The 20,265-nt window shown below is 65.9% G+C and carries 17 protein-coding genes and 1 tRNA gene; 6 read left to right on the top strand and 12 right to left on the bottom strand.

Annotation, left to right across the window (positions count from 1 at the left end):
- Positions 1-15: 15 nt before the first annotated feature.
- Positions 16-1,380 (bottom strand): MFS transporter, encoded by a 1,365-nt coding sequence (locus tag ACQE2J_RS01165; protein WP_426936918.1) that lies wholly within the window; start codon positions 1,378-1,380, stop codon positions 16-18.
- Between the two features lie 195 nt (positions 1,381-1,575).
- Here ACQE2J_RS01165 and ACQE2J_RS01160 point away from each other — a divergent pair, with 195 nt between their 5' ends.
- On the top strand, positions 1,576-2,565 hold the full coding sequence (locus tag ACQE2J_RS01160; protein ID WP_426936917.1) for a DUF2332 domain-containing protein: 990 nt from the start codon (positions 1,576-1,578) through the stop codon (positions 2,563-2,565).
- A 98-nt stretch (positions 2,566-2,663) separates the two neighbouring features.
- Here ACQE2J_RS01160 and ACQE2J_RS01155 read toward each other — a convergent pair whose 3' ends face one another.
- Positions 2,664-3,848 carry a PucR family transcriptional regulator gene (locus ACQE2J_RS01155; RefSeq protein WP_426936916.1) on the bottom strand — a complete coding sequence of 395 codons (1,185 nt, stop codon included), beginning with the start codon at positions 3,846-3,848 and terminating at the stop codon, positions 2,664-2,666.
- 218 nt (positions 3,849-4,066) lie between these two features.
- Between ACQE2J_RS01155 and ACQE2J_RS01150 the strand changes: the two genes are divergently transcribed.
- The 3 genes from ACQE2J_RS01150 to ACQE2J_RS01140 all read left to right on the top strand — a co-directional run bounded on the left by ACQE2J_RS01150 (position 4,067) and on the right by ACQE2J_RS01140 (position 8,526).
- On the top strand, positions 4,067-5,398 hold the full coding sequence (locus ACQE2J_RS01150; protein ID WP_425120513.1) for an MFS transporter: 1,332 nt from the start codon (positions 4,067-4,069) through the stop codon (positions 5,396-5,398).
- A gap of 74 nt (positions 5,399-5,472) precedes the next feature.
- Positions 5,473-7,167, top strand: coding sequence for a thiamine pyrophosphate-dependent enzyme (locus ACQE2J_RS01145; RefSeq protein WP_425120512.1), 1,695 nt, complete (start codon positions 5,473-5,475; stop codon positions 7,165-7,167).
- A gap of 93 nt (positions 7,168-7,260) precedes the next feature.
- On the top strand, positions 7,261-8,526 hold the full coding sequence (locus tag ACQE2J_RS01140; RefSeq protein WP_135537756.1) for a M20 family metallo-hydrolase: 1,266 nt from the start codon (positions 7,261-7,263) through the stop codon (positions 8,524-8,526).
- A gap of 60 nt (positions 8,527-8,586) precedes the next feature.
- Here the strand turns inward: ACQE2J_RS01140 and ACQE2J_RS01135 are convergent, their stop codons facing one another.
- Both ACQE2J_RS01135 and ACQE2J_RS01130 read right to left on the bottom strand, forming a co-directional pair.
- Positions 8,587-9,126, bottom strand: a complete 540-nt coding sequence (locus ACQE2J_RS01135) for a hypothetical protein (RefSeq protein ID WP_135537755.1) — start codon at positions 9,124-9,126, stop codon at positions 8,587-8,589.
- Between the two features lie 239 nt (positions 9,127-9,365).
- On the bottom strand, positions 9,366-10,676 hold the full coding sequence (locus tag ACQE2J_RS01130) for a replication-associated recombination protein A (protein WP_135537754.1): 1,311 nt from the start codon (positions 10,674-10,676) through the stop codon (positions 9,366-9,368).
- A gap of 190 nt (positions 10,677-10,866) precedes the next feature.
- Between ACQE2J_RS01130 and ACQE2J_RS01125 the strand changes: the two genes are divergently transcribed.
- Positions 10,867-11,208 (top strand): cupin, encoded by a 342-nt coding sequence (locus ACQE2J_RS01125; protein ID WP_135537753.1) that lies wholly within the window; start codon positions 10,867-10,869, stop codon positions 11,206-11,208.
- 15 nt (positions 11,209-11,223) lie between these two features.
- Entirely contained in the window at positions 11,224-12,096 is an 873-nt protein-coding gene (locus ACQE2J_RS01120; protein WP_426936915.1) for an aminoglycoside adenylyltransferase domain-containing protein, read from the top strand.
- 38 nt (positions 12,097-12,134) lie between these two features.
- On the opposite strand, the gene ACQE2J_RS01115 is transcribed toward ACQE2J_RS01120, so the two are convergent.
- The 8 genes from ACQE2J_RS01115 to ACQE2J_RS01080 form a co-directional block, all read right to left on the bottom strand.
- On the bottom strand, positions 12,135-12,713 hold the full coding sequence (locus ACQE2J_RS01115) for a PIN domain-containing protein (protein ID WP_135537751.1): 579 nt from the start codon (positions 12,711-12,713) through the stop codon (positions 12,135-12,137).
- Positions 12,714-12,767: 54 nt separating this feature from the next.
- Positions 12,768-13,205: a helix-turn-helix domain-containing protein gene (locus ACQE2J_RS01110; RefSeq protein WP_135537750.1), complete on the bottom strand. Its 438-nt coding sequence runs from the start codon at positions 13,203-13,205 to the stop codon at positions 12,768-12,770.
- Between the two features lie 439 nt (positions 13,206-13,644).
- A complete protein-coding gene (locus ACQE2J_RS01105; RefSeq protein ID WP_167854337.1) occupies positions 13,645-14,079 on the bottom strand; it encodes a PaaI family thioesterase in 435 nt (144 codons plus the stop codon).
- 121 nt (positions 14,080-14,200) lie between these two features.
- Entirely contained in the window at positions 14,201-14,980 is a 780-nt protein-coding gene (locus tag ACQE2J_RS01100) for a helix-turn-helix domain-containing protein (protein WP_135537748.1), read from the bottom strand.
- A 126-nt stretch (positions 14,981-15,106) separates the two neighbouring features.
- Entirely contained in the window at positions 15,107-16,483 is a 1,377-nt protein-coding gene (locus tag ACQE2J_RS01095; RefSeq protein WP_135537747.1) for an NAD-dependent succinate-semialdehyde dehydrogenase, read from the bottom strand.
- A gap of 203 nt (positions 16,484-16,686) precedes the next feature.
- Positions 16,687-18,591, bottom strand: a complete 1,905-nt coding sequence (selB, locus tag ACQE2J_RS01090; protein ID WP_426936914.1) for a selenocysteine-specific translation elongation factor — start codon at positions 18,589-18,591, stop codon at positions 16,687-16,689.
- A complete protein-coding gene (gene selA / locus ACQE2J_RS01085) occupies positions 18,584-19,981 on the bottom strand; it encodes an L-seryl-tRNA(Sec) selenium transferase (protein WP_426936913.1) in 1,398 nt (465 codons plus the stop codon). Before selA ends, selB begins: the two co-directional genes overlap by 8 nt.
- Positions 19,982-20,073: 92 nt before the next feature.
- Positions 20,074-20,168: transfer RNA gene (locus tag ACQE2J_RS01080), tRNA-Sec, on the bottom strand.
- Positions 20,169-20,265 lie beyond the last annotated feature (97 nt).

Raw genomic sequence — 20,265 nt, 5'->3', positions numbered from 1 at the left:
CGGTCGTGCAGCCTTCTACTTGAGCTTCGCCTCCAGGCTATCGGGCGCCGGTGCCGCCTTGAGGATGAGGGTCACAATGCCGGCGGCGACCATCGCGGCGCCGACGACCCACATCCCCGCGTTCTGGGTCCCGGTGAGGTCGGCGAGCCAGCCCGTGATGTAGGGGGCGAAGAATCCGGCCGAGTTGCCCAGTGAGTTGATGAGCGCAAGACCGGCGGCGGCTCCGGCACCAGCGAGGAAGGTCTGCGGCAGCGGCCAGAACGTCGGCAGGGCCGCACAGATCGCCATGCACGTGATCGTCACTGCGATCATCGTGGTGAACGGTGAGGACAGGTAGAGCGCGATCGGGATCGTCACACCGCCGATGAAGAGCGGGAGGGCCACGTGCCAGACCCGTTCGCCGCTGCGGTCGCCGTGGCGGGACCAGAAGTACATGGCCAGTGCACCGAAGATATAGGGGATGGCGGTGATGAAGCCGATCTCGACGATCGAGTATTCGACGCCGAAGGTCGCCTGGAACCCCGAGATGATCGTCGGCAGGAAGAAGCTCATCGCATAGAGGCCGTAGACCATGCCGAAGTAGACGAAGGACAGGGCCCACACACGCGGTTGGAGGAGGGAGCGGCGGACCGGGTAGTGGAAGGTCTGCTCTTTGTCCTTCTCCTCGGCGTCCATGGTCGCCTGCAGCCAGTTGCGCTCTTCGACAGTCAGCCATTTGGCATCGCGGGGACGGTCGGTGAGGTAGACGATGCACATGATGCCCAACAGCACCGCCGGGACGCCTTCGATGATGAACATGAAGCGCCAACCGGCGAAGCTGTCGAACATGGCATTGCCGCTCGAGATCAGCCAGGACGACAGCGGCGATCCGACGACGCTGGACAGGGGGATCGCGAGCATGAACAGCGCAGTCGCCCGGGCACGCATCGTGGTCGGGAACCAGTAGGTGAGGTAGAGGATGACACCGGGGAAGAATCCCGCCTCGGCGATTCCGAGGAGGAACCGCAGCACATAGAGCCACCCGTGGTTCGGCACGAACGCCATTGCGGCTGCGATGATCCCCCAGCTGATGAGGATGCGGGCGAGCCAGATGCGCGCCCCGAATCTGTGCAGCGCGAGGTTCGAGGGCACCTCGAGGATGAGGTAGCCGAAGAAGAACACGCCCGCGGCGAACCCGTACTGGGTGGCGTTCATCGCGAGGTCCTCATTCATTCCGCCGGGGCCGGCGATGCCGAGGTTCGTGCGGTCGAGGTAGTTGATGAAGTACATCGCGATGATGAACGGAATGAGCCGGATGAGGACCTTGCGCATGGTCCGCTTCTCCAACACGGTGCCGGACGGTGACTGTCCGGCTGCGGACGGGCTCACCTCGGATGACATAGGATCTCCTTCGATCTGGTCCGGCCACGGTGGTGGCTCGGGATTCGCCGCGATGACGGCTCTCTGCGCACTACGGCAACACATTACGACAGCTCGCCCGCCTCGCCTAGCGTTCGCGGCGGAAGTGCCGAATACCGGGACGACTGCGGACTACTACGATTGGAGCAGAGCGACAAGGGGGACACCATGCAGCCGATGACCGAACTCGATGCCGCGAGCCTGCGTGAGTACTACAGGAAGTTCGCTCTCCTGGAGGCCGCTGAGAGCTCTCCGATCTACACTCAGTGGGCTCGGGGCGTGGCCGAGGATAAGGTCATCATCGCTCGGCTCCTCGAGCTTCCTACACCGAAACGTCAGGCGAACCTGCTCTTCGCGGCGGCCCGCCACCTCGGCGCCGGAAATGGTGACTATTCGAGCCTGAGGGAATGGCTGCTGAAGAACTGGAGACCAACCCGCGAACTCATGCTTGCGCGTTCGACTCAGACGAACGAGGCGGGTCGCTGCGCTGTGCTCCTACCGGCCCTGGCTCAGCTCTCCGGCCCGCTGTCGCTCATCGAGGTCGGCGCCTCGGCCGGGCTGTGCCTGTATCCCGATCGGTACAGCTACACGTATCGCAGCGAGTCAGGCATCACCCGGTGCGACCCAGTCACCGGTCCGAGCAACGTCACCTTGGACTGCGAGCTCAGACATGCCGCGCCCCCGACGCGTGTCCCCGAAGTCGCCTGGCGCGCCGGGATCGACCTCAATCCGATCGACATCGCCGATACTGACCAGCAGAAATGGCTGCAGTCGCTGATCTGGCCCGAGCACGACGGACGACGCGCTCGGCTGAGTGCCGCCGCGGAACTCGTCGCGGCGGATCCGCCGAGGCTGGTCCCCGGGGATCTGCTCGACACCGTCGAATCGCTGGCGGCCGAGGCTCCTGCGAACACGCAGACCGTCGTGTTCCACAGCGCCGTGCTCGCCTATGTCGAGCCCGCCGTACGCGAGCGGTTCGCCGCCCTCATGCGCGAGCGCGAGGACATCGTGTGGATCAGCAATGAGGGCGGTGGGGTGCTGCCTGACGTTCTCGCGCAGGTCAGCGACCTGGGCGTCCAGCCGGACGGTCGCTTTGTCCTTGCCGTCGACGGCAGGGCCACGGCACTGACCGGTCCACACGGGCAGAGCTATGAGGGGCTGATGTAGGGCAGAGCCCGTGCACTGCCTTCGGAAGGCACCCTGATGCATTCCTCAGCGCACTTTCCCACCTCGTTGAGTCCGTCATCGGTGATGGCCGGCTGTCCTCACGCCCAACCGACGACGAGGCGGGCCGCCTCGGCGGGGACCGTCGGGTCGACTCCGGTGAGTTCGGCGAAACGGCGCAGACGATTGGCCACGGTGTTGCGGTGGCAGAACAGTTCGGTCGCACTGGCGCCGATGCTTCCCGAGGCCAGATAGGCCCGCACCGCTTCGATGAGGCGTTCGCGTTCGACCCGGCCGCAGTCGGCGAGCGCCGAATCGACATCGCCGAGGATCGGGTTGCCGGCAGCGTTGAGCGACCGGGCTGCCAGGCGCGCCCACCCGCGTCGCCATGTCATCGCCGAGGTCTCATCAGGGGCGATGACTTCGGCAAGATCGCGAGCCGTCAGTGCCGACCTCCGCAGGGCCCCGATACCCGCGGCCCGCACGTATCCCACCCGCGCCTCAGCAACCCGGCGTTCGAACGCCTCGCCGGGGCGACCGCGAGATTCCGAATCGCGGGTGAACGCAATGAGCACCTCGCCGAGGTGGTGCGTGAACATGGTCCCGCCCGCGCGGGCGTAATCGGAGATGAGCACGCGCAGCGCTCGCAGATCCTCCCCGGCCGCGGCGATGACCAACAGCGGTGAGTCCGCGTCGAGGCCGAGACCGGTCGCAATCGTCGATAGGCGCTCAGCGGTCGGGTCGGGGTCGTCGAAGAGGCTGGCGATCAGTCCCGTCTGCACCGAATACTCTTCGGCGCGCATCCGCGCCAGCTCCGCCGTGTAGGCCTGCTGGACCTGGGAGACGTATTCGTCGACGGTGCTGAGCACGATGCCCGTGTGGCGGATGACGAGCTCCGCATCGTCCTGACTCGCCACCCGGGTGAGCACCTCCCAGAGCACATTGAAGTCGTGGCGGATCGCGGTCATCAGCGCCTCCAGGGGAATGCCCGCCCGGGCTCGCGAGACGCCGACCTCCGTCGAGATCGCCACCGGTCCATCGAAGCCGCCGGCCCGCAGTCCCTCGATCAAGGTGCTGAAGGAGAGCCGTCCGGTCCGGCGCAGCTCGGAGACGGGGATCGGCGCGGGGTCGTATCCGGAGACGGTGACAACGCGGGACATGAACCTCTCGGTCAACTCATCGAGGTCGAGCGCGTCGAGAAGTTCGAGCCATCGCTGCTCGTCCCCGGGCGCCGGCCGGTCCCGCAGCTGCCGGTCGTCGACATTTCCCTCCTGCTCATTCACCACCCCTCAAGCATATGTGCATATGCACAAGTTGTGACCGATATTCGGCGGCAAATGCGCCTGGAGCACGGCATGTGGCACTCTGTAAGGTCGGTACCTGCCGGGCCAACGCAGCGTATGCCGGGGCACTCCTCCTGCATGCGCACGCGGCGCCCGGTGCCTCACCCGCACACAGATGCGGCCGAACCGGGCCGCATCCCCCGGACTCAACGGAGAGAACCATGAGCGAGCAGAACACCACGGCGGCCGCCGAGTTCAACGCCACCACTGAGCTGAGCATCAAGGATGCGAACAAGGTCGCCGCCGGGGCGCTGATCGGCACCGCCCTCGAGTGGTACGACTTCTTCCTCTTCAGCGCCGCGGCTGCCCTGATCTTCAATGTCCAGTACTTCACGAACGAGAACGCCACCGCCGCCGCTCTCGCGTCCTTCGCCACCTTCGGCGTCGGACTCGCAGCCCGCCCCATCGGCGGGTTGGTCTTCGGCCGGATGGGCGACAAGCTCGGTCGCCGCCGGGTCCTGCTCATCACGATCATCGGCATCGGCGTCGTCACCGGTCTCATCGGCCTGCTGCCGACCTACGCCGCCATCGGCTTCGCCGCCCCCGCCCTGCTCGTGCTCCTGCGCATCCTCCAGGGCCTCTTCGTCGGCGGCGAATGGTCGGGCGCGATGACGCTCGTCGTCGAGAACGCACCCCTGCACCTGCGCGCCCGCTACGCGGCGATCCCGCAGATCGGTTCCCCGATCGGCACCATCCTGTCCTCCGGCGGCTTCTTCATCATGACGCTCGTCTTCTCGCAGGACAACTTCAATTCCTTCGGCTGGAGGATCCCCTTCCTCATCGCCCTGCCCCTGCTCATCGTCGCCGTCTACCTCCGTTCTCGACTCGAGGAGTCGCCGGTCTTCCGTCAGCTCGAGGAGTCCGGCGAGGTCGAGAAGAGCCCAATCAGCACGACTCTGCGTGACAGCTGGAAGCAGGTCATCGTCGGTATGGCCGCAGCCCTCCTCGGCGTCGGCGGCTTCTACCTCGTCACCGCGTTCTGCGTCTGGTACGGCGTCAACATCCTCGGCTATGACGATTCGCTCCTGCTGCTGGGCAGCATGGTCGCGGCCTTCGTCGAGATCTTCGTCCTCATCTGGGGCGGAGCATTGGGGGCGAAGTACGGTGCCAGCAAGGTCGTCCTCTGGGGCGGAGTCGCCTCGGCGCTGGTCTCGGTCCCAGCGTTCCTGCTGTTCGTGACCGGTCAGCCGGTGCTCATCATCCTGGCCATGACCCTGGCGGTGGGCACCCTGTCGCTGCCCTACGCCGCCTCGGGGACCGTGATGACCGGCCTGTTCCCGGCCAACACCCGCTATACAGGCGTGGGAATGTCGCAGAACGCCGCCGGTATGCTCTCCGGATTCATTCCGCTGCTGGCCACCGGCTTCGTCGCCTCGGCGGGAGATCACTGGTGGCCGGCCGCCGCGATGCTCGCCTTCCTGTCGCTGTTCACCGCCTTCGCCGGGATCATCGCCCCGAAGCTGAGCGTCGACCTGCCGGGCTTCAAACACTGAGCCCGTCTCCGGACCCGCTCAACCGCACCCCTGCCCGCCGGGGTCAGGTACCACCCCTCGAAAGGACGAATACCATGTCGCACTCGGCCGGCCACCTCATCGTCGACACCTTGGAGAACGCGGGGATCGAACGCGTCTATGCGGTCCCCGGCGAGTCCTACCTCGACGTCCTCGACGGCCTCTACGATTCCTCGGTCGAGACCATCGTGTGCCGTCAGGAGGGCGGGGCCGGGTTCATGGCCCTCACCGAGGCCCGACTGACAGGCCGCCCCGGAATCGCCATGGTCACCCGCGGGCCCGGGGCGGCGAACGCGATGATCGCCATCCACACCGCATGGCAGGATGCGACCGCACTCGTCCTCTTCGTCGGCCTCGTCCCGCTCACCGACCGAGCCCGCGAGTCCTTCCAGGAGTTCAGTCTGCCCGAGTGGTTCTCCTCGACGGCCAAACGTGTCATCACCATCGACGACGAGCACCGCGCCGGCGAACTCACCGCCGATGCCCTGCGCATCGCCGCGGCCGGCCGGCCCGGACCCGTCGTCGTCGGCCTGCCCGAAGACGTCCTCGTCCGCCTCACCGAATCGACCGCCCCGACCCTCGCCGAGGCGGCCCCACCGACACCGGCGACCGCTGAGATCGAATCGCTGAGGGCCCGTCTCGCCGCAGCGAAGCGTCCCGCCTTCGTCCTCGGCGGAGACGGTTGGCACTCGGGCTGCGGTGCCGACCTTGCGGCGTTCGCCGCCTCGGCGGGGATTCCGATCTTCTGCGACTGGCGGGCCTACGATGCGCTGCCGCACAGCTGCCCGGCGTGGGCCGGGTGGCTCGGCTATGGTCGCGCCGATGCGGTGGCCGCCGGTTTCGCCGAGGCCGACCTGCTCGTCTTCGTCGGCTGCACCCGCTCAGATGTGGCCAGCGACGGGTACACGATCGGGTTCGATGCCGAAACCGTGCTCGTGTCCCTCGACCCGGAGGCCACCCAGCATGCCGGACGTATCGACCAGCAGATCCTCGCCTCACCGCAGTCCTTCACCGAGGCGCTGACCGGCTTCGATGCCGCCGGTGCACGCGGCGAACGTTCGGATGAGTGGATGCGGGACCGCACGGAGGTGCAGTCCCGGTTCGCCGCTCACCGCGCCGACGCAGCGCCGGTTTCCGGGGTCGATCTCGGGGTGGCGTTCGGAATCCTCGACGACCGCCTCGGCGGGGAGGCGATGCTCACCTACGGGGCGGGAAATGCGACGATCTGGGGACACCGGTTCATCCGTCACAATCGGCCGGCCAGTCTCGTCGGTGCCCGCAACGGGGCGATGGGAAGCGCCGTGCCCGGCGCGGTCGCCGCGTCCCTGGCATTCCCGGACCGGCGCGCGGTCGCGATCTGCGGCGATGGGGATTTCCTCATGAATGGCCAAGAGATCGCCACGGCCTTCGCTCATGGGGCCCGACCGCTCATCATCGTCGTCGACAACGGCGTGTACGGAACGATCGTCTCCCACCAGGAGAACCACTATCCAGGCAGGCCCTCGGGCACACGGATGGTCAACCCGAACTTCGCAGAGTGGATGACGGCGTTCGATATGAGCAGCTCCGGGGCCGCCTCGCCGGGGGCTGATGCTTCGGTGTCCGGGCTGACCGGGCATGGCGAACGCGTCGAGACGACCGAAGATTTCGGGCCCGCGCTCGACCGAGCCCTGGCAGCGGAGGGCCCCGCGCTCATCCACGTGCTCATCGATCCGGCGACGATGCCGCCGGCGGCCGACGAGACCTCCTGACACCGACCCTGCCGACACCGCAGCCCTCTTCCGCATCCTTACCGCGACTCCGCGGGGCCCACCCGTGGCCGAACCATCTCGAAAGGACCCATCATGACCGTCACACCCTCTCTGATCAGCGCGGATCGTGAGGCCGAATTCCTCGCCGACTGGGCCGTCCACTCACGCTTCGGCGCGGTGGAGGGCACGAACGGTGTCGACCGGCAGGCGGCCAGCGCGGCCGATGGGCAGCAGCGGAAATGGTTCGAAGAGCTGCTGGTCGAGCACGGCTTCAGCGTGCATCGGGATGCGATCGGCAACCAGTTCGGGCTGCTCGAACTCGTGCCCGGTGCCCCCTATGTGCTCACGGGTTCGCATATGGATTCCCAACCCACGGCCGGTCGCTTCGACGGTGCCTACGGGGTGATGGCCTCGGCGCATGCCTGCTTCGCCGTCGCCGATGAACTGCGCGCGGACCCCTCGAAGGCGAGGTTCAATCTTGCCGTCGTCAACTGGTTCAACGAAGAGGGATCGCGGTTCAAGCCCTCGATGATGGGCAGCAATGTCTTCACCGGCAAGGCCGAACTCGAGTCCGCCCTGGCGACAACCGATGCGCAGGGAATCACCGTCGCCGAGGCGCTCGATGCCCTCGGCGAGCGAGGGGACTTCACCCTCCCCGAGATCGCCTCCTATGCGGAGATCCACGTTCAGCAGGGCCGCAGCATGGAGGAGGACGGGGTGACGATCGGGCTGGTGGGTGCCACGTGGGCGGCGCACAAGTACGAATTCGTCGTCACCGGTGCACAGGCCCACAGCGGGTCGACGCTCATGGACGACCGTCAGGATGCTCTGCTCGGAGCGGCGCGTCTCGTCGTGACCGCCCGTGAGCTCACCGAGGAATTCGAGCCCGGAGCCCTGCACACCGCGTGCGGTCAGCTCACCGTCTATCCGAATTCCCCGGTCGTCGTCGCCAGCGAGGTTCGCCTGCTGCTCGACCTGCGCTCTCCCAGCGCCGAGGTGATCGCCGCCGCTCATGAGTCCCTCATGGCCACGATCGCCACGGTGTGCGAGGAGGATCGGGTCGATATCGAGATCGTCGCCGAGCACAGTTGGGATCAGAACCCGTACTCCGAGGACGGGGTCGAGCTGGCCCGCACGGTCGCGGATGACCTGGGACTCACCTCGGCGCGGGTGATGACGGTGGCCGGGCATGACTCGACGAACATGAAGGATGCAGTGCCGACAGTCATGCTCTTCATCCCCAGCGTCGACGGGATCTCACACAGTCTGTCCGAGTTCACCAAGGACGAGGACCTCGTCTCCGGACTGCATCACCTCACCGAGGTGGTCCGGCGCCTCGCCGCCGGCGCGCTGGCCTGAGGCCGGGTCCGGGAGTGGCCCGGATGCGTGCCGGGTCCGGACACGGGCCGGGTGCGGGCCTCACTCGATGTCGTCGACGTCTTGGTTCTCGTCGACGAGCTGTTCGGCCAGCGGTTCCCATTTCGCGTAGGCGTCGGGGTAGGCCGAGGCCTGCACGTCCTGCGCGGCGGCACCCGGATCCTTGCTCTCCCAGCCGTCGATCTCGGTGAGACCCGGATTGGGGCTTTCAGGGTTGATTCCGTAGAAGGCCTTCGAGGAGTAGACCGGGTCGGTGACCTCATCGGTCGATCCCCAGTCCATGGAGGGCCGCTGTTGGAACGCTCCGGCGGAGTCCCTGTCTCCACCGTCGAGGTTCTGCAGGCTCGATTCCTGCAGTGCCGTCATCACGGCGATCGTCTGCGCGTCCTTCGACAGGTCCGCGCCCTTTCCGACGCCGATGATCGTGCGCGCATTGTCGATCTGTTCGGAGGTCAGCTCGTCGGGGTCGTCGATGCCTCCGGTCGGGTCGGCGGCAGCCGAGGTCGCCGTCGACAGGGAGACGCCTCCAGCGATGACGGCAGCGGAGAGTGCGGTCACCGCAAGTGTGCGTACACGATTCATCTGTTCTCACTTTCCTGTAGGTGTGGGCCGGCAGCCTGAAAGACCGTCCTCACTGTGATGGGCACAGCCGCGCCTGCTGCGTTCGGCACAGAAGGGGCTGGAAATGGCCCATCACAACCCTGTCGGACGCACCGCGCCGGTTCAATGCATAGAGACACATAGGTGGCTCAGTCTCCCTGCAACGAAACGTCAGTGAGGAGTGAACATGTGCGCCGAATTCGATGAGTGCCAAGCCGGTGTTAGTCGGGACCATCACCTGCGGAGTCGTGGCGCAGTCGGGCCCAGCGGCGCATCCGTTCGGCGATGAGCCGTTCCTCGCCGCTGTCGGTCGGTTCGTAGAACGTCTGTCGCGGCATGTCGTCGGGGAAGTAGTTCTGGCCGGAGAAGCCCGCCTCGGTGTGCGGGTCGTATTCGTACCCCTCCCCGTATCCCAAGTCCTTCATCAGCTTCGTCGGAGCGTTGAGGATGTGAGCCGGGGGCATGAGCGAGCCGGACTGCTTGGCCGCGCGCATCGCCCGGTTCATCCCGCGATAGACGGCGATGGACTTCGGTGCGGTGGCCAGGTAGACGACGCATTGGGCGATCGCGAGTTCCCCTTCGGGTGAGCCGAGTCGTTCATAGACGTCCCATGCGGCCAGTGCCTGGTGGACGGCCTGCGGGTCGGCGATGGCGATGTCCTCGTTGGCGAAGCGGACGAGGCGCCGGGCGATGAAGAGCGGGTCCTCTCCCCCGTCGAGCATCCGCGCCAACCAGTACAGGGCCGCGTCGGGGTCGGAACCGCGCATCGACTTGTGCAGGGCGGAGATGAGGTTGTAATGCCCCTCTTGGGACTTGTCGTACTGCGGGGCGCGCTGCTGCACGAGCTGAGCCAGGCCCGCCGGATCGAGGGGCTCGTGCACGGTCGACAGCATCTCGATGAGGTTGAGCAGATAGCGTCCATCTCCGTCGGCCATGGCGAGGAGGGACTGCCGCGCCTGCGCATCCAGCGGCAGTGCGTTGCCGATCGCCTCTTCGGCTCGTTCGACGACCGTCGTCAGGGCGGTCTCATCGAGCCTCTTGAGCACGAACACCTGGCAGCGGGAGAGCAGTGCGCCGTTGAGCTCGAAGCTCGGGTTCTCGGTCGTCGCCCCGACGAGCACGATCGTCCCGTCTTCGACATACGGGAGGAAGGAATCCTGCTGGGCGCGGTTGAATCGGTGGATCTCGTCGACGAACAGCAGCGTGCCCTGTCCGACTTCGCGCCGCTTCTGCGCGGCGAGGAACACCTTCCGCAGATCGGCGACTCCGGAGAAGGTGGCCGACAGCGGCTCGAAGACGAGATCGGTTCCTTCGGCGAGGAGGCGGGCGATCGTCGTCTTCCCGCACCCGGGAGGCCCCCACAGCACCATAGAGGCGAGTCGGTGTTCGGAGACCATCCGTCCGATCGGGCTCTCCGGGGCGAGCAGATGCTCCTGGCCGACCACCTCGGCGAGAGTCGTCGGCCGCAGCCTGTCGGCCAGGGGGCGCGTGGACTCATCGGCCCCGAACAGTGCGGGCGAATCCTCACTCATCAGCTCATCTCCTTCCCAACCCGATGGAGACCAGATGCTCGGTGAGCGGATGTCCCTCGCCGATGCGTCCCACCGTACACATTCCCCTCGCGGTCGAACAGACCACCGAGTGACGATTGCGCTGCTCTCAGGTGCCCTGACGGGTCGGTCGGGTATCGTGGATCACATTCTGATGACGCGGAGGACTGACGTGGCTGATCTCAAGAAGCTCACCGACACCCATGTGGCCCAGGCACGGGACAACGAGAACGGGCGCAGTGCCGAACTCGTCGCTCACGATGGCGAGCTGCGCCAGACAGTGATCGCTCTGGCAGACGGAGTGCGACTTCCCGCTCACAACTCGCCTCCTGCCGCCAGCATCCAGGTGCTGAGCGGACGCATCCGGGTCGAACTCGGCGAGGAGATGCAGGGGGAGTTCGGGGCCGGCGAACTGTGGATCCTCACCCATGAGCGCCACTCGGTGCTGGCGCTGGAGGACTGCGCCTTCCTGCTGACCACGGTGACCAGCGTCGACAAACCCTCCTATTCCTGACAGCACCGTTGCCCCATGGCGATGACGTTGCCCACCGAGGTCTCCCGCGCGATCGAGTCGTATCTCGGGGTGGCCGACCGTCTGCTTCCCGGCGCGGTCATCGCGGCCGCAGTGGCCGGGTCGGTTGCCCTGGGGGCCTATCGACCGAATCGCAGTGATATCGACATCGTCGCCGTGATCGGTGATGACTGGCGGGATCGGCGTGATCTCATCGTCCGGCTGCGGCTTCTCCACCTCTCGCAGCTTCCGCGACTGGCTCTGCGCGCAGCACGTGGTCGGGGATTCAGCGCCTGCTGCAACGTCTCGTTCATCTGGAAGTCCGACCTCACGCGGCCCGTCACCGGCATCCGTCCGATCGCTTCGCATACGGGTGAGATCTTCGAGGCGAACCGGGCGTTCGACGTCAACCCTGTCGTCTGGAAGGAACTCGTCGACGGCGGCATCGTCGTCCGCGGCCGCGCGTTCACCGAGTGGTGCCTCAACCCGGAACCGGATCGACTGCGTCCATGGGTCACGGACAATCTGCGAGAGTACTGGTCTCCCCTGGCGGCTCGGCTCCGCGCTCGGCCGCTACGGAGTGTTCGGGCTCTGGTCCGCCGCATTCTCACGTCCCCGCGGGGACTCGCCGCCAGCACCGTCGTGTGGTGCGTGCTCGGCCCCGCCCGCATGCACCACACGCTGATGACCGGCGAAATCATCGGCAAGGAGGAGGCAGGTCGCCGAGCCCTCGACACGTTCCCTCAGCATTCCCCCATCACCGAGGTGGCCCTGGCCAAGGTCCGCGGAGCGCGGATCCCGTCCGCACCGCCACATCGGCAGTGGAGGGAACTGACCGCCTCAGCAATGGAGGACATACTCATGAACGCACAGACCGCGGGCAAGAACTGATCCATTTACGTGATGATGTCGTTCTGCACTGACGAGATTCAATAGGCGGTTTGCGCTATGTTGCTCAATGCTTCACGAACGCGCAGTGCAAACTGCTGACATCCAGCCCTGTCAAGAGCCTCGTCCAGCTGTCGGAATTTCGGCTTGGATTTCCAGTACTCGAACTGGTCACGGACTATCGGGCGAAGGCATGAAGGCGCAGAGTCGACCACGAGCATGAAGAAATCATCCGGAGAAATGACCTCATATGGCTGGGAATCCGGTGTAGTCGTGATTCCGGTCGGACGGTCGGACGTGACTACAAGGTCAGAGCGGGCTGCCAGCGCCGCCGCATGAACATGGTAATCATTTGGGTCTTCACCTGTGAACTCAACATTGCCCGGAAAGTCTTGTACCACCTCGTCGACACAAGCTCGTATGAGTTCGAGACGGTGACGAGTCCGATGCCCAGGCGCTTCGGGCTGTTCTTTGCGCATATTTGCCAGCACCTCGGCAAAAACATCCTCGGTCGAATGAAGTTGAAACATACCTTCGTTGGCCTGCCTCAAATGAAACATCCAATCAAGGAGGGTCTTACTAAAGAAGATGTTGGCATCGACAAACACTCGCTGGGGCATAGAAACAGACTAGCTGGAGTGGATACTCCCCCTCCAGCTAGTCAGTGATTCGTCTCAGTCAGTGAGGAACTCTTCGTGCTCCTCATCCAGCTGACGCAGTTCGTCGAAAGCAGACCGGCGAGCAGCCACATTACGCTCTCGAAGATCCAATACCTCGTCTCTGCTGAAACGCGTATGTGAGCCTTTCTTAAACGAACTGATTCGGCCTTCACCGACCCATTTCATCAGGGTCGGCCGTGAAATGCTGAGCAGATCCGCTGCTACTGTACTGGTCAGCTCCGTCGGAAGCTGCCCAATAGAAACGGAGCCCTGTTGCGCGATCAGCTTCAGAGCATGCAATAGTGTCCTCTGGATACTGGCCGGAAGTTCCGCCTCTTCTCCACCTGCGAAACGAAGCACAAGCGACGCTTCACTGGGTATGACAGTATCTTGGGCATCCTTCACAGTCTGATCGCTGATTGCAATTCGCTCGGAAGAAGCTAGTGCTGACATAGTCACCCCTTCCCGGGTTCACTTCTATATCTAGAGAACAACGATACCAACGTTTCACTTATAAGTGCAACTAGGCGATCAGTGACGCACTAGCCTGTCCACTTCGCGACGAAGTGGAGGCGCTTGTTGCCGAATTCGCCCATGCCGATCAGGCCGATCTCGCGGCCGAAGCGCGAGCGCTTGACTCCGCCGAATCAGATGATGACCTGCGCATCCTTGATGATCGCAACGCCGCCCGCCGGGGTCTCCGTGGCGATCATCGCCGACGAATGGTGTCGCAGTCCGGACCTCATCCGTCGGCTCCGAGCCCTCGACACGTTCCCTCAGCATTCTCCCATCACCGAGTTGGCCCTGGCCAAGGTCCGCGGAGCGCGAATCCCGTCCGCACCGCCACATCGGCAGTGGAGGGAACTGACCGCCTCGGCGATGGAGGACATTATCACCGAGACGCTGCGGACCGATCCCGAAAGACCCGACTGTTGACCTGTCCGGTTGCCACCAGAGTCCCTTGCGCATCTGTGACGTGCACTTCGGTGAGAGTCGCCGAACGAGTCCGGTGCACAACCTTTCCCGTCGCAGTGAGGTCAGTTTTGGCCGCGCCGAGATAGTTCACCGTGAGATTTGCTGTAGCGCCACCGGAAGCGTTGTCATCGGGTGAGATTCCGGATGCCAAGGCGGCGGCTCCTGCGGTATCGATCAGAGTCGCGATGACGCCTCCGTGAAGGACTTGGGGTGTAGTCGTCAGTTCTTCGGAATACGGCATCGCGAGAGTGACGTGATCGATCTCCGCCGATTGCACCGAGATTGCGAGGGTCTGTGCGACGGGTGAGTGGAGGATGACATTCGTGATCCAGTGCTGTGCAAGCGAGTGCATGGTGGACATCCTTGATGGTTGAGGCGATGGCCGCCTTGGTCATCTAAGCGTTGTCCCTCTAGCGGCCGTTGTCGATAACCTCACAGGTCATTTATCCAGGAGCCAACAGGGGCCTCTGCCTTTATGACATGCCGAGAATGGCATTTCTGGTGGTCTCGTCGGCCGGGTAGAAGGCCTCGATGCGCAGTTCGTCGACGGTGACATCCATTGCTGACTCCACCGCGGCGGAGATGCTGAAGAAGCGCAGCTCTGCGCCACCGACTCTGAGTTCGAGTGGGACGACGACATCGGTGAGCACTGGACGACCGACGTCATCACCTGGGTAGGCGGCCACTTCCGCCGCAAGCTCATGGAGCCGGGCATCACCATCACGTTCGGACCTGCTCTGTACCTGGGTGAGCAGGTGCGAGCGCCACTGGCCGAGGTTGGTGATACGAGGGGCCAGACCGTCAGGATGCAGGGTCAGCCGCAACGCGTTGATCGGGGGTTCAACCAGGTGAGCCGCACAGCCATGGAGCAGGAAGTCGGTCGCAGCGTTGCGGTCGACGACATCCCACCAGCGGTCCAGGAGGAGTGCGGGAAAGGGCAAGTGCGCATCCATGATCGACTGCAGTGCTCTGCTGACTGCCAGCGATTCGGGCGCGTCGAGTCCACGCTCGGGGTACGTCGGTGCCAGGCCTGCGGCATGCATCAGCTGATTGCGTTCGCGCAGCGGAACATCCAAATAGCCTGCGAGACGTTCGATCATGGTGCGCGACGGCTGTGACCGTCCCGTCTCGAGGTAGCTGAGGTGGCGCGTTGACACACTGGCGCGCGTGGCCAGCTGGAGTTGGCTGAGCTGCCGTCTGGTTCGCCACTCTCGCAGAAGCTCACCGAATGATATCGAATTGATGGCCGTCACCCGCCCCCGTCGCCGTCACGCCCATCATTCTACCGAGGTGTGATGACAAGCATGGCGGTCTCCTAACTGTAGGCACCTAGGGCATAGGTGACCACAGTTAGGAGACCGCGGAGAATCGGCCGCGGCCTACTTCGCGACGAAGTGGAGGCGCTTGTTGACGAATTCGCCCATGCCGATCGGGCCCATCTCACGGCCGAAGCCGGAGCGTTTGACCCCGCCGAAGGGGATCTCGGCGGCCTCGGCGGCGATGGTGTTGACATGCGTCATGCCGACCTCGAGACCTGCAGCGACCCGATCGGCGCGCGCCTCGTCGGTGGAGAAGACCGATCCGCCGAGCCCGAGTGCGCAGTCATTGGCCAGCTCGAGGGCCTCCTCATCGCTGGAGACCCTGTACACGGTGGCCACCGGTCCGAAGATCTCCTCGCCATAGGATTCGGAGTCCCGGGGCACGTCGACGAGCACCGTCGGCGAATAGTAGGCGGCCGGTCCTTCGCCCAGCTCCCCGCCGACGAGGGCCCGGGCGCCCTCGGACACGGCCTTCTTCACCTGGGCGTCGACCGTCTCGGCCGCCGTCCGCGATGACAGCGGCACGTACTCGTCGTCACCGAGCTTCGCCGGGTCTCCGGGCTTGAGACCGGTGCCGAGCTTGACGAGTTCGTCGACGAATTCCTCATAGATGTCGTCCATGACGATGAGCCGTTTGTTCGAGTTGCACACCTGGCCGGCGTTGTAGGTGCGGAATTCCCAGGCTTCACGAGCCACCGCGGCGACATCCGAAGCGTCGAGGACGACCATCGGGTCGATGCCGCCGAGTTCGAGCACGGCCTTCTTGAGGTTCTGTCCCGCCTGCGCGCCGATGATCGCTCCGGCCCGCTCGGAACCGGTCAGTGACACGCCCTGGACGCGGGGGTCGGCGATGATCGAAGCGATCTGGTCGTGGTTGGCGAACAGGTGCGAGTAGCCGCCTTCGGGCACACCCGCCGCGAGGAAGATCTCCTCGATGAGCAGAGCCGAACGGCCGCAGATATCGGCATGCTTGAGCATGATCGTGTTGCCGAGCACGAGGTTCGGGGCCGCGAAGCGGGCCACCTGGTAGTACGGGAAGTTCCAGGGCATGACGCCGAGCAGCGCGCCGATGGGCAGGGCCTCGATGCGGGCGGTTCCGGGGATCGTGCTCGGGATCTGGTAGTCCGTGGCCAGGCTGGGGCCGTGGACGCCGTAGTACTCGATGATGTCGGCGGCGAACTCGACCTCGTCGACGGACTCCTCATAGGACTTGCCCATCTCCGTCGAGATCGTGCGCGCAAGTTCGTCTTTGCGTTCGTGGAAGATCTCGGCCGCGCGGCGGACGATTCCCGCCCTCTCCTGGATGTCGGTGTCCTTCCAGGTCAGGTAGGTGGCGTGGGCGGCAGCGACGGTGTTGTCGATGTCGGTGTCGGTCGCCTCGGCGAAGGTTTCGACGGTCTGACCGGTGGCGGGATTCTGGACGCGATAGTTCGACATGGTTGCTCCTGTGGTGGTTTCGAATGGTGGCATGGTGGGGTCAAGGCAAGATCAAGCGGCACCGCGGCTCCATCACCGCGGTCTGTTATCACCCATACCATCGACAGAAGCGCCCGAAGGGACGCGAACGATCATTCCGAAATGATCGTAGTACAGATCGCAGACTTTCACCGAGGCGGCCCACCACCGCATGGGTCACGGGTTCAGCGCACGACCTCGCGGTGAGTGGTGTCGAGACGACGCGTCCACCCGCGCGAGTCGAGGTGTTCGAGCAGCGGAATGACCGTCCTCCGCGTCGTGCCCAGCGCCTGTCTGGCCTGACTCGTTGTGAACGGCTGCTCAAGACCGGCGAGTTCACGCATCGCCTGGGCGGGGGTGCGTGGGGAGACGACGATTCCGTCGCCGAGGCGCAGCACCCGTCCGGCCTTCTCGGCGACCGCGAGCTCCCGCGCTCCCAGACCGAGTTCGCGCAGGTCATCGGCTTCCGGGGCGGAGAACGGATCGGCGGCGAGACGTCGTTCGAGTTCGACGAGTCCGGCTTCGGCGGGTCCGAGATCCGCCGCGTGGCCGGGCGGCCGGACCATGCCGTCAACGGTTTCGAGGCCGGCGCGGGAGATGATCTCGCCGAGCAGGGTGCGAGTCGCCGCGGCCGCGCCTTCGGGCAGGGGCAGGCGTGCTTTCGTCGGTGTCTTCGCTGCGGCGCTGCGAGCGCTGTCGGCTGTCTCGACGCCTCGCCGCAGTGCTTCGGCAACGGCTTTGACGGGGACTCCAGCGGCCATCGGTCGGGCTGTGAGTTCGCGGCCGACCAGGGTCCTCGCGGTTTCGACCCAGGCGGCGAGCGCGGGAGTGTGGACGAGCCATCCGCCCACGGCTTCGACCTCCTCGGGCCGGGAATCACTCGACACTTCCAGACCGAATCGGACGAGGACGGTGCGTTCGACGGCCCCGCGGCGGGCCACCTCGGCGAGGATGTCCCCCTCGACCGGACGCTCGGCCAACTGACGTCCGCGGCGGGCACCGGCGCCCCGGCGTGAGAGTTCGGGCGGGTCGGCGTCGAGGACGACGAGGCCGGCGAAGACGTTGCGGCTGCCCGGCGCGCGCAGCACGATCCGGTCACCGAGCCGCAGCGGCAGAGGCCGTTCCAGGGTGAGCCTGGCGTGGTCGGCGTCGAAGCCTCGCAGTCGGGCGGGAACGGCGGCCGTGCCGATGTGGGCCATGAGTTCGCGGACACCCGCGTCGAGGTCCTCGCCCATGGTGCGGCGGACGTCGATGACGTCGACGACCGGCCACGCATCGGGGGTGAGCAGGGCGTCGCCGCGGTGGAGATCCTCGGCGGGGGTGTCGCGCAGGTTCACGGCGACGCGGGCCTGCGGGACCGCCTCGGTGGTGGTGGAGTTCTTCGACTGCAGTCCGCGCACGGTCACGGTCCGGCCGATCGTCTCACCGACCAGATCGACGGTGTCGCCCGTGCGCAGCGTCCCGGCCGTGAGCGTACCGGTGACGACGGTACCCGCGCCCTTGATCGTGAACGCGCGGTCGACCCACAGCCGCACCCGCGCCGAGGTGTCCGCGGGCTCGGCCGCGGCCGTGACCTCGTCGAGGACGGAGATGAGTTCGGGCAGACCGTCCCCGGTCGTGGCGGAGACCGTGACGATGGGGGCGTGCTCGAGTGGAGTGCCGCGCAGTTGGGCGCTGACCTGGGATTTCGTGGTCTCGATGGTGTCGGGGGCGAGGTCGGCACGGGTGATGACGACGAGGCCGCGGGTGATCCCGAGCGCGGCGATCGCGTCACGGTGGTCGCTCGACTGGGCCTGCCAGCCCTTGTCGGCGGCGATGACGAAGCAGGCGATGGGTGCCGGGCCGAGGCCGGCGAGCATGTTCGCGAGGAACTTCTCATGCCCGGGGACGTCGACGAACGCGAGTTCCCGACCCGAGGGCAGAGTCGTCCACGCGAAGCCGAGGTCGATCGTCAGGCCGCGTTTGCGCTCCTCGGCCCACCGGTCGGGTTCCATTCCCGTGAGGGCATTGACCAGGGTGGACTTGCCGTGGTCGACGTGCCCGGCGGTGGCGATGACGAAGGTGTCGGGGTGCGGATTCTGATCAGGCATCGTTGTCGTGAGATTCTTCGCCGAGGTGGTCCGCGGTCAGCACCCGCCGGACTACGGCGGCGATGCGGTCATCGTCTGCCTCGGGCACACATCGCAGGTCGACGAGGCAGCGCCCCTGGTGGGTGCGAGCGACGATCGCGGGGTCTCCGGTCCGCAGTGCGGCGGCGCAGGCTTCGGGAAGTTCCACTGCCCAACCAGGCAGCGGTACGCCGGGGGCTCCCCCGCCGCCGACGCGTCCGTCGTGGGCCACGACCTTCGCTCCGACCGCCTCGGCGAGGGAATCGGTGCGTCTGCGCAGGTGATCCGGGTCGATGTGGAGGGCGTCGTGGACGGGGTTCGCGGTGTGCGTGATCGTTGCTTCGAGCGCGGCGAGGGTGAGTTTGTCGGTCCGCAGCGCTCGGGCCAGGGGGTGCTTCGCCACCGCCCGCACCGCTTCGGCGCGGCCGAGGATGAGTCCGGCCTGAGGTCCTCCGAGGAGTTTGTCGCCGGAGACGATGACGAGGTCGGCACCGGCACGCAGAGCGGTGTCGATGTCCGGTTCTGCCGGGAGTGAGGGATCGGGGGTGAAGAGGCCCGAGCCGAGATCGACGATGAGCGGCAGATCGTGTTCGTCGGCGAGAGTGCGCAGTTCTGCGACGTCGACGGAGGCGGTGAATCCTTCGACGCGAAAGTTGCTCGTATGCACCTTGAGCAGACTCGATGTGGTCGCGTCGATCGCCTCGGCGTAGTCGGAGAGGTGCGTTCGGTTCGTCGTGCCGACTTCACGCAGGCGGGCGCCGGTGGTGGTCATGAGGTCGGTGAGACGGAAGCCGGCACCGATTTCGATGAGCTCACCGCGGCTGATGACGATCTCGTCGGGACTGCCGGCAGCTGAACCGGCGGTGGCAGTCGACCCGACAGTCCCGGATGCGGCGCCGCGGCCTCGCAGTGCCGTGACCGCAAGCAGCAGGGCGGCGGCACCGTTGTTGACGACGAGGGCGTCCCCAGCTGCAGGGCAGGCTCGCAGCAGGGCGGTCTTCGCCCCGGTTCCGCGTTTGCTGCGTTTGCCGCCGGCCAGGTTCATTTCGACGTCGACGTATCCGGCTGCTTCGGTGACGGCCTGCGTTGCCGCAGGTGACAGTGGTGCGCGGCCGAGGTTCGTGTGAACGAGGATGCCGGTGGCGTTGAGCACCGGAGTCAGGGAGGAAGCCGTACGGGAACGAAGCGTGGAGACGAGGGTGGGGGTCACCTCGGCGACGGGGATCTCACCATTGCGGGCGGCGTTCTGGACTTCGGTGATGATCGCCTTGACCGTCGCCTGATTGAGGTGTTCACCTGCGGCGATGATGTCCGGTGAGGCGAGGAGGAGGTCCGTGCGCGGTATGCTGCGACGCGGGTCGGACTCGACCATGGGGCCTCCTCGGGTGTGCCGACGCACGGGCGCGAACCGGTGGCGCGCTGCTCTCGCCTGCCTTCGCGTCCGCCGGCGAAACGGGTGGACTGTGGCGGAGGCGGACGGGAATCGAACCCGCCAGACCGAGATGCTCGGTCTCACTGGTTTTGAAGACCAGGGCGCCCACCAGGACACGGACGCCTCCACGAAGAATCCTACCCCGCGGTGTGCGCCCGCTCCCACCGAGTCGCGAGCTGACGGCCGCCTGGTCGCCGCGAACGTCGCCCTCCCGGCGCGACCGC

The organism is Brevibacterium sp. LE-L (assembly GCF_050214925.1).
In the GTDB taxonomy this organism is placed as follows: domain Bacteria; phylum Actinomycetota; class Actinomycetes; order Actinomycetales; family Brevibacteriaceae; genus Brevibacterium.
The sequence above is the reverse complement of the archived record's forward strand: the minus strand, read 5'-3'. Positions and strand labels throughout refer to the sequence as shown.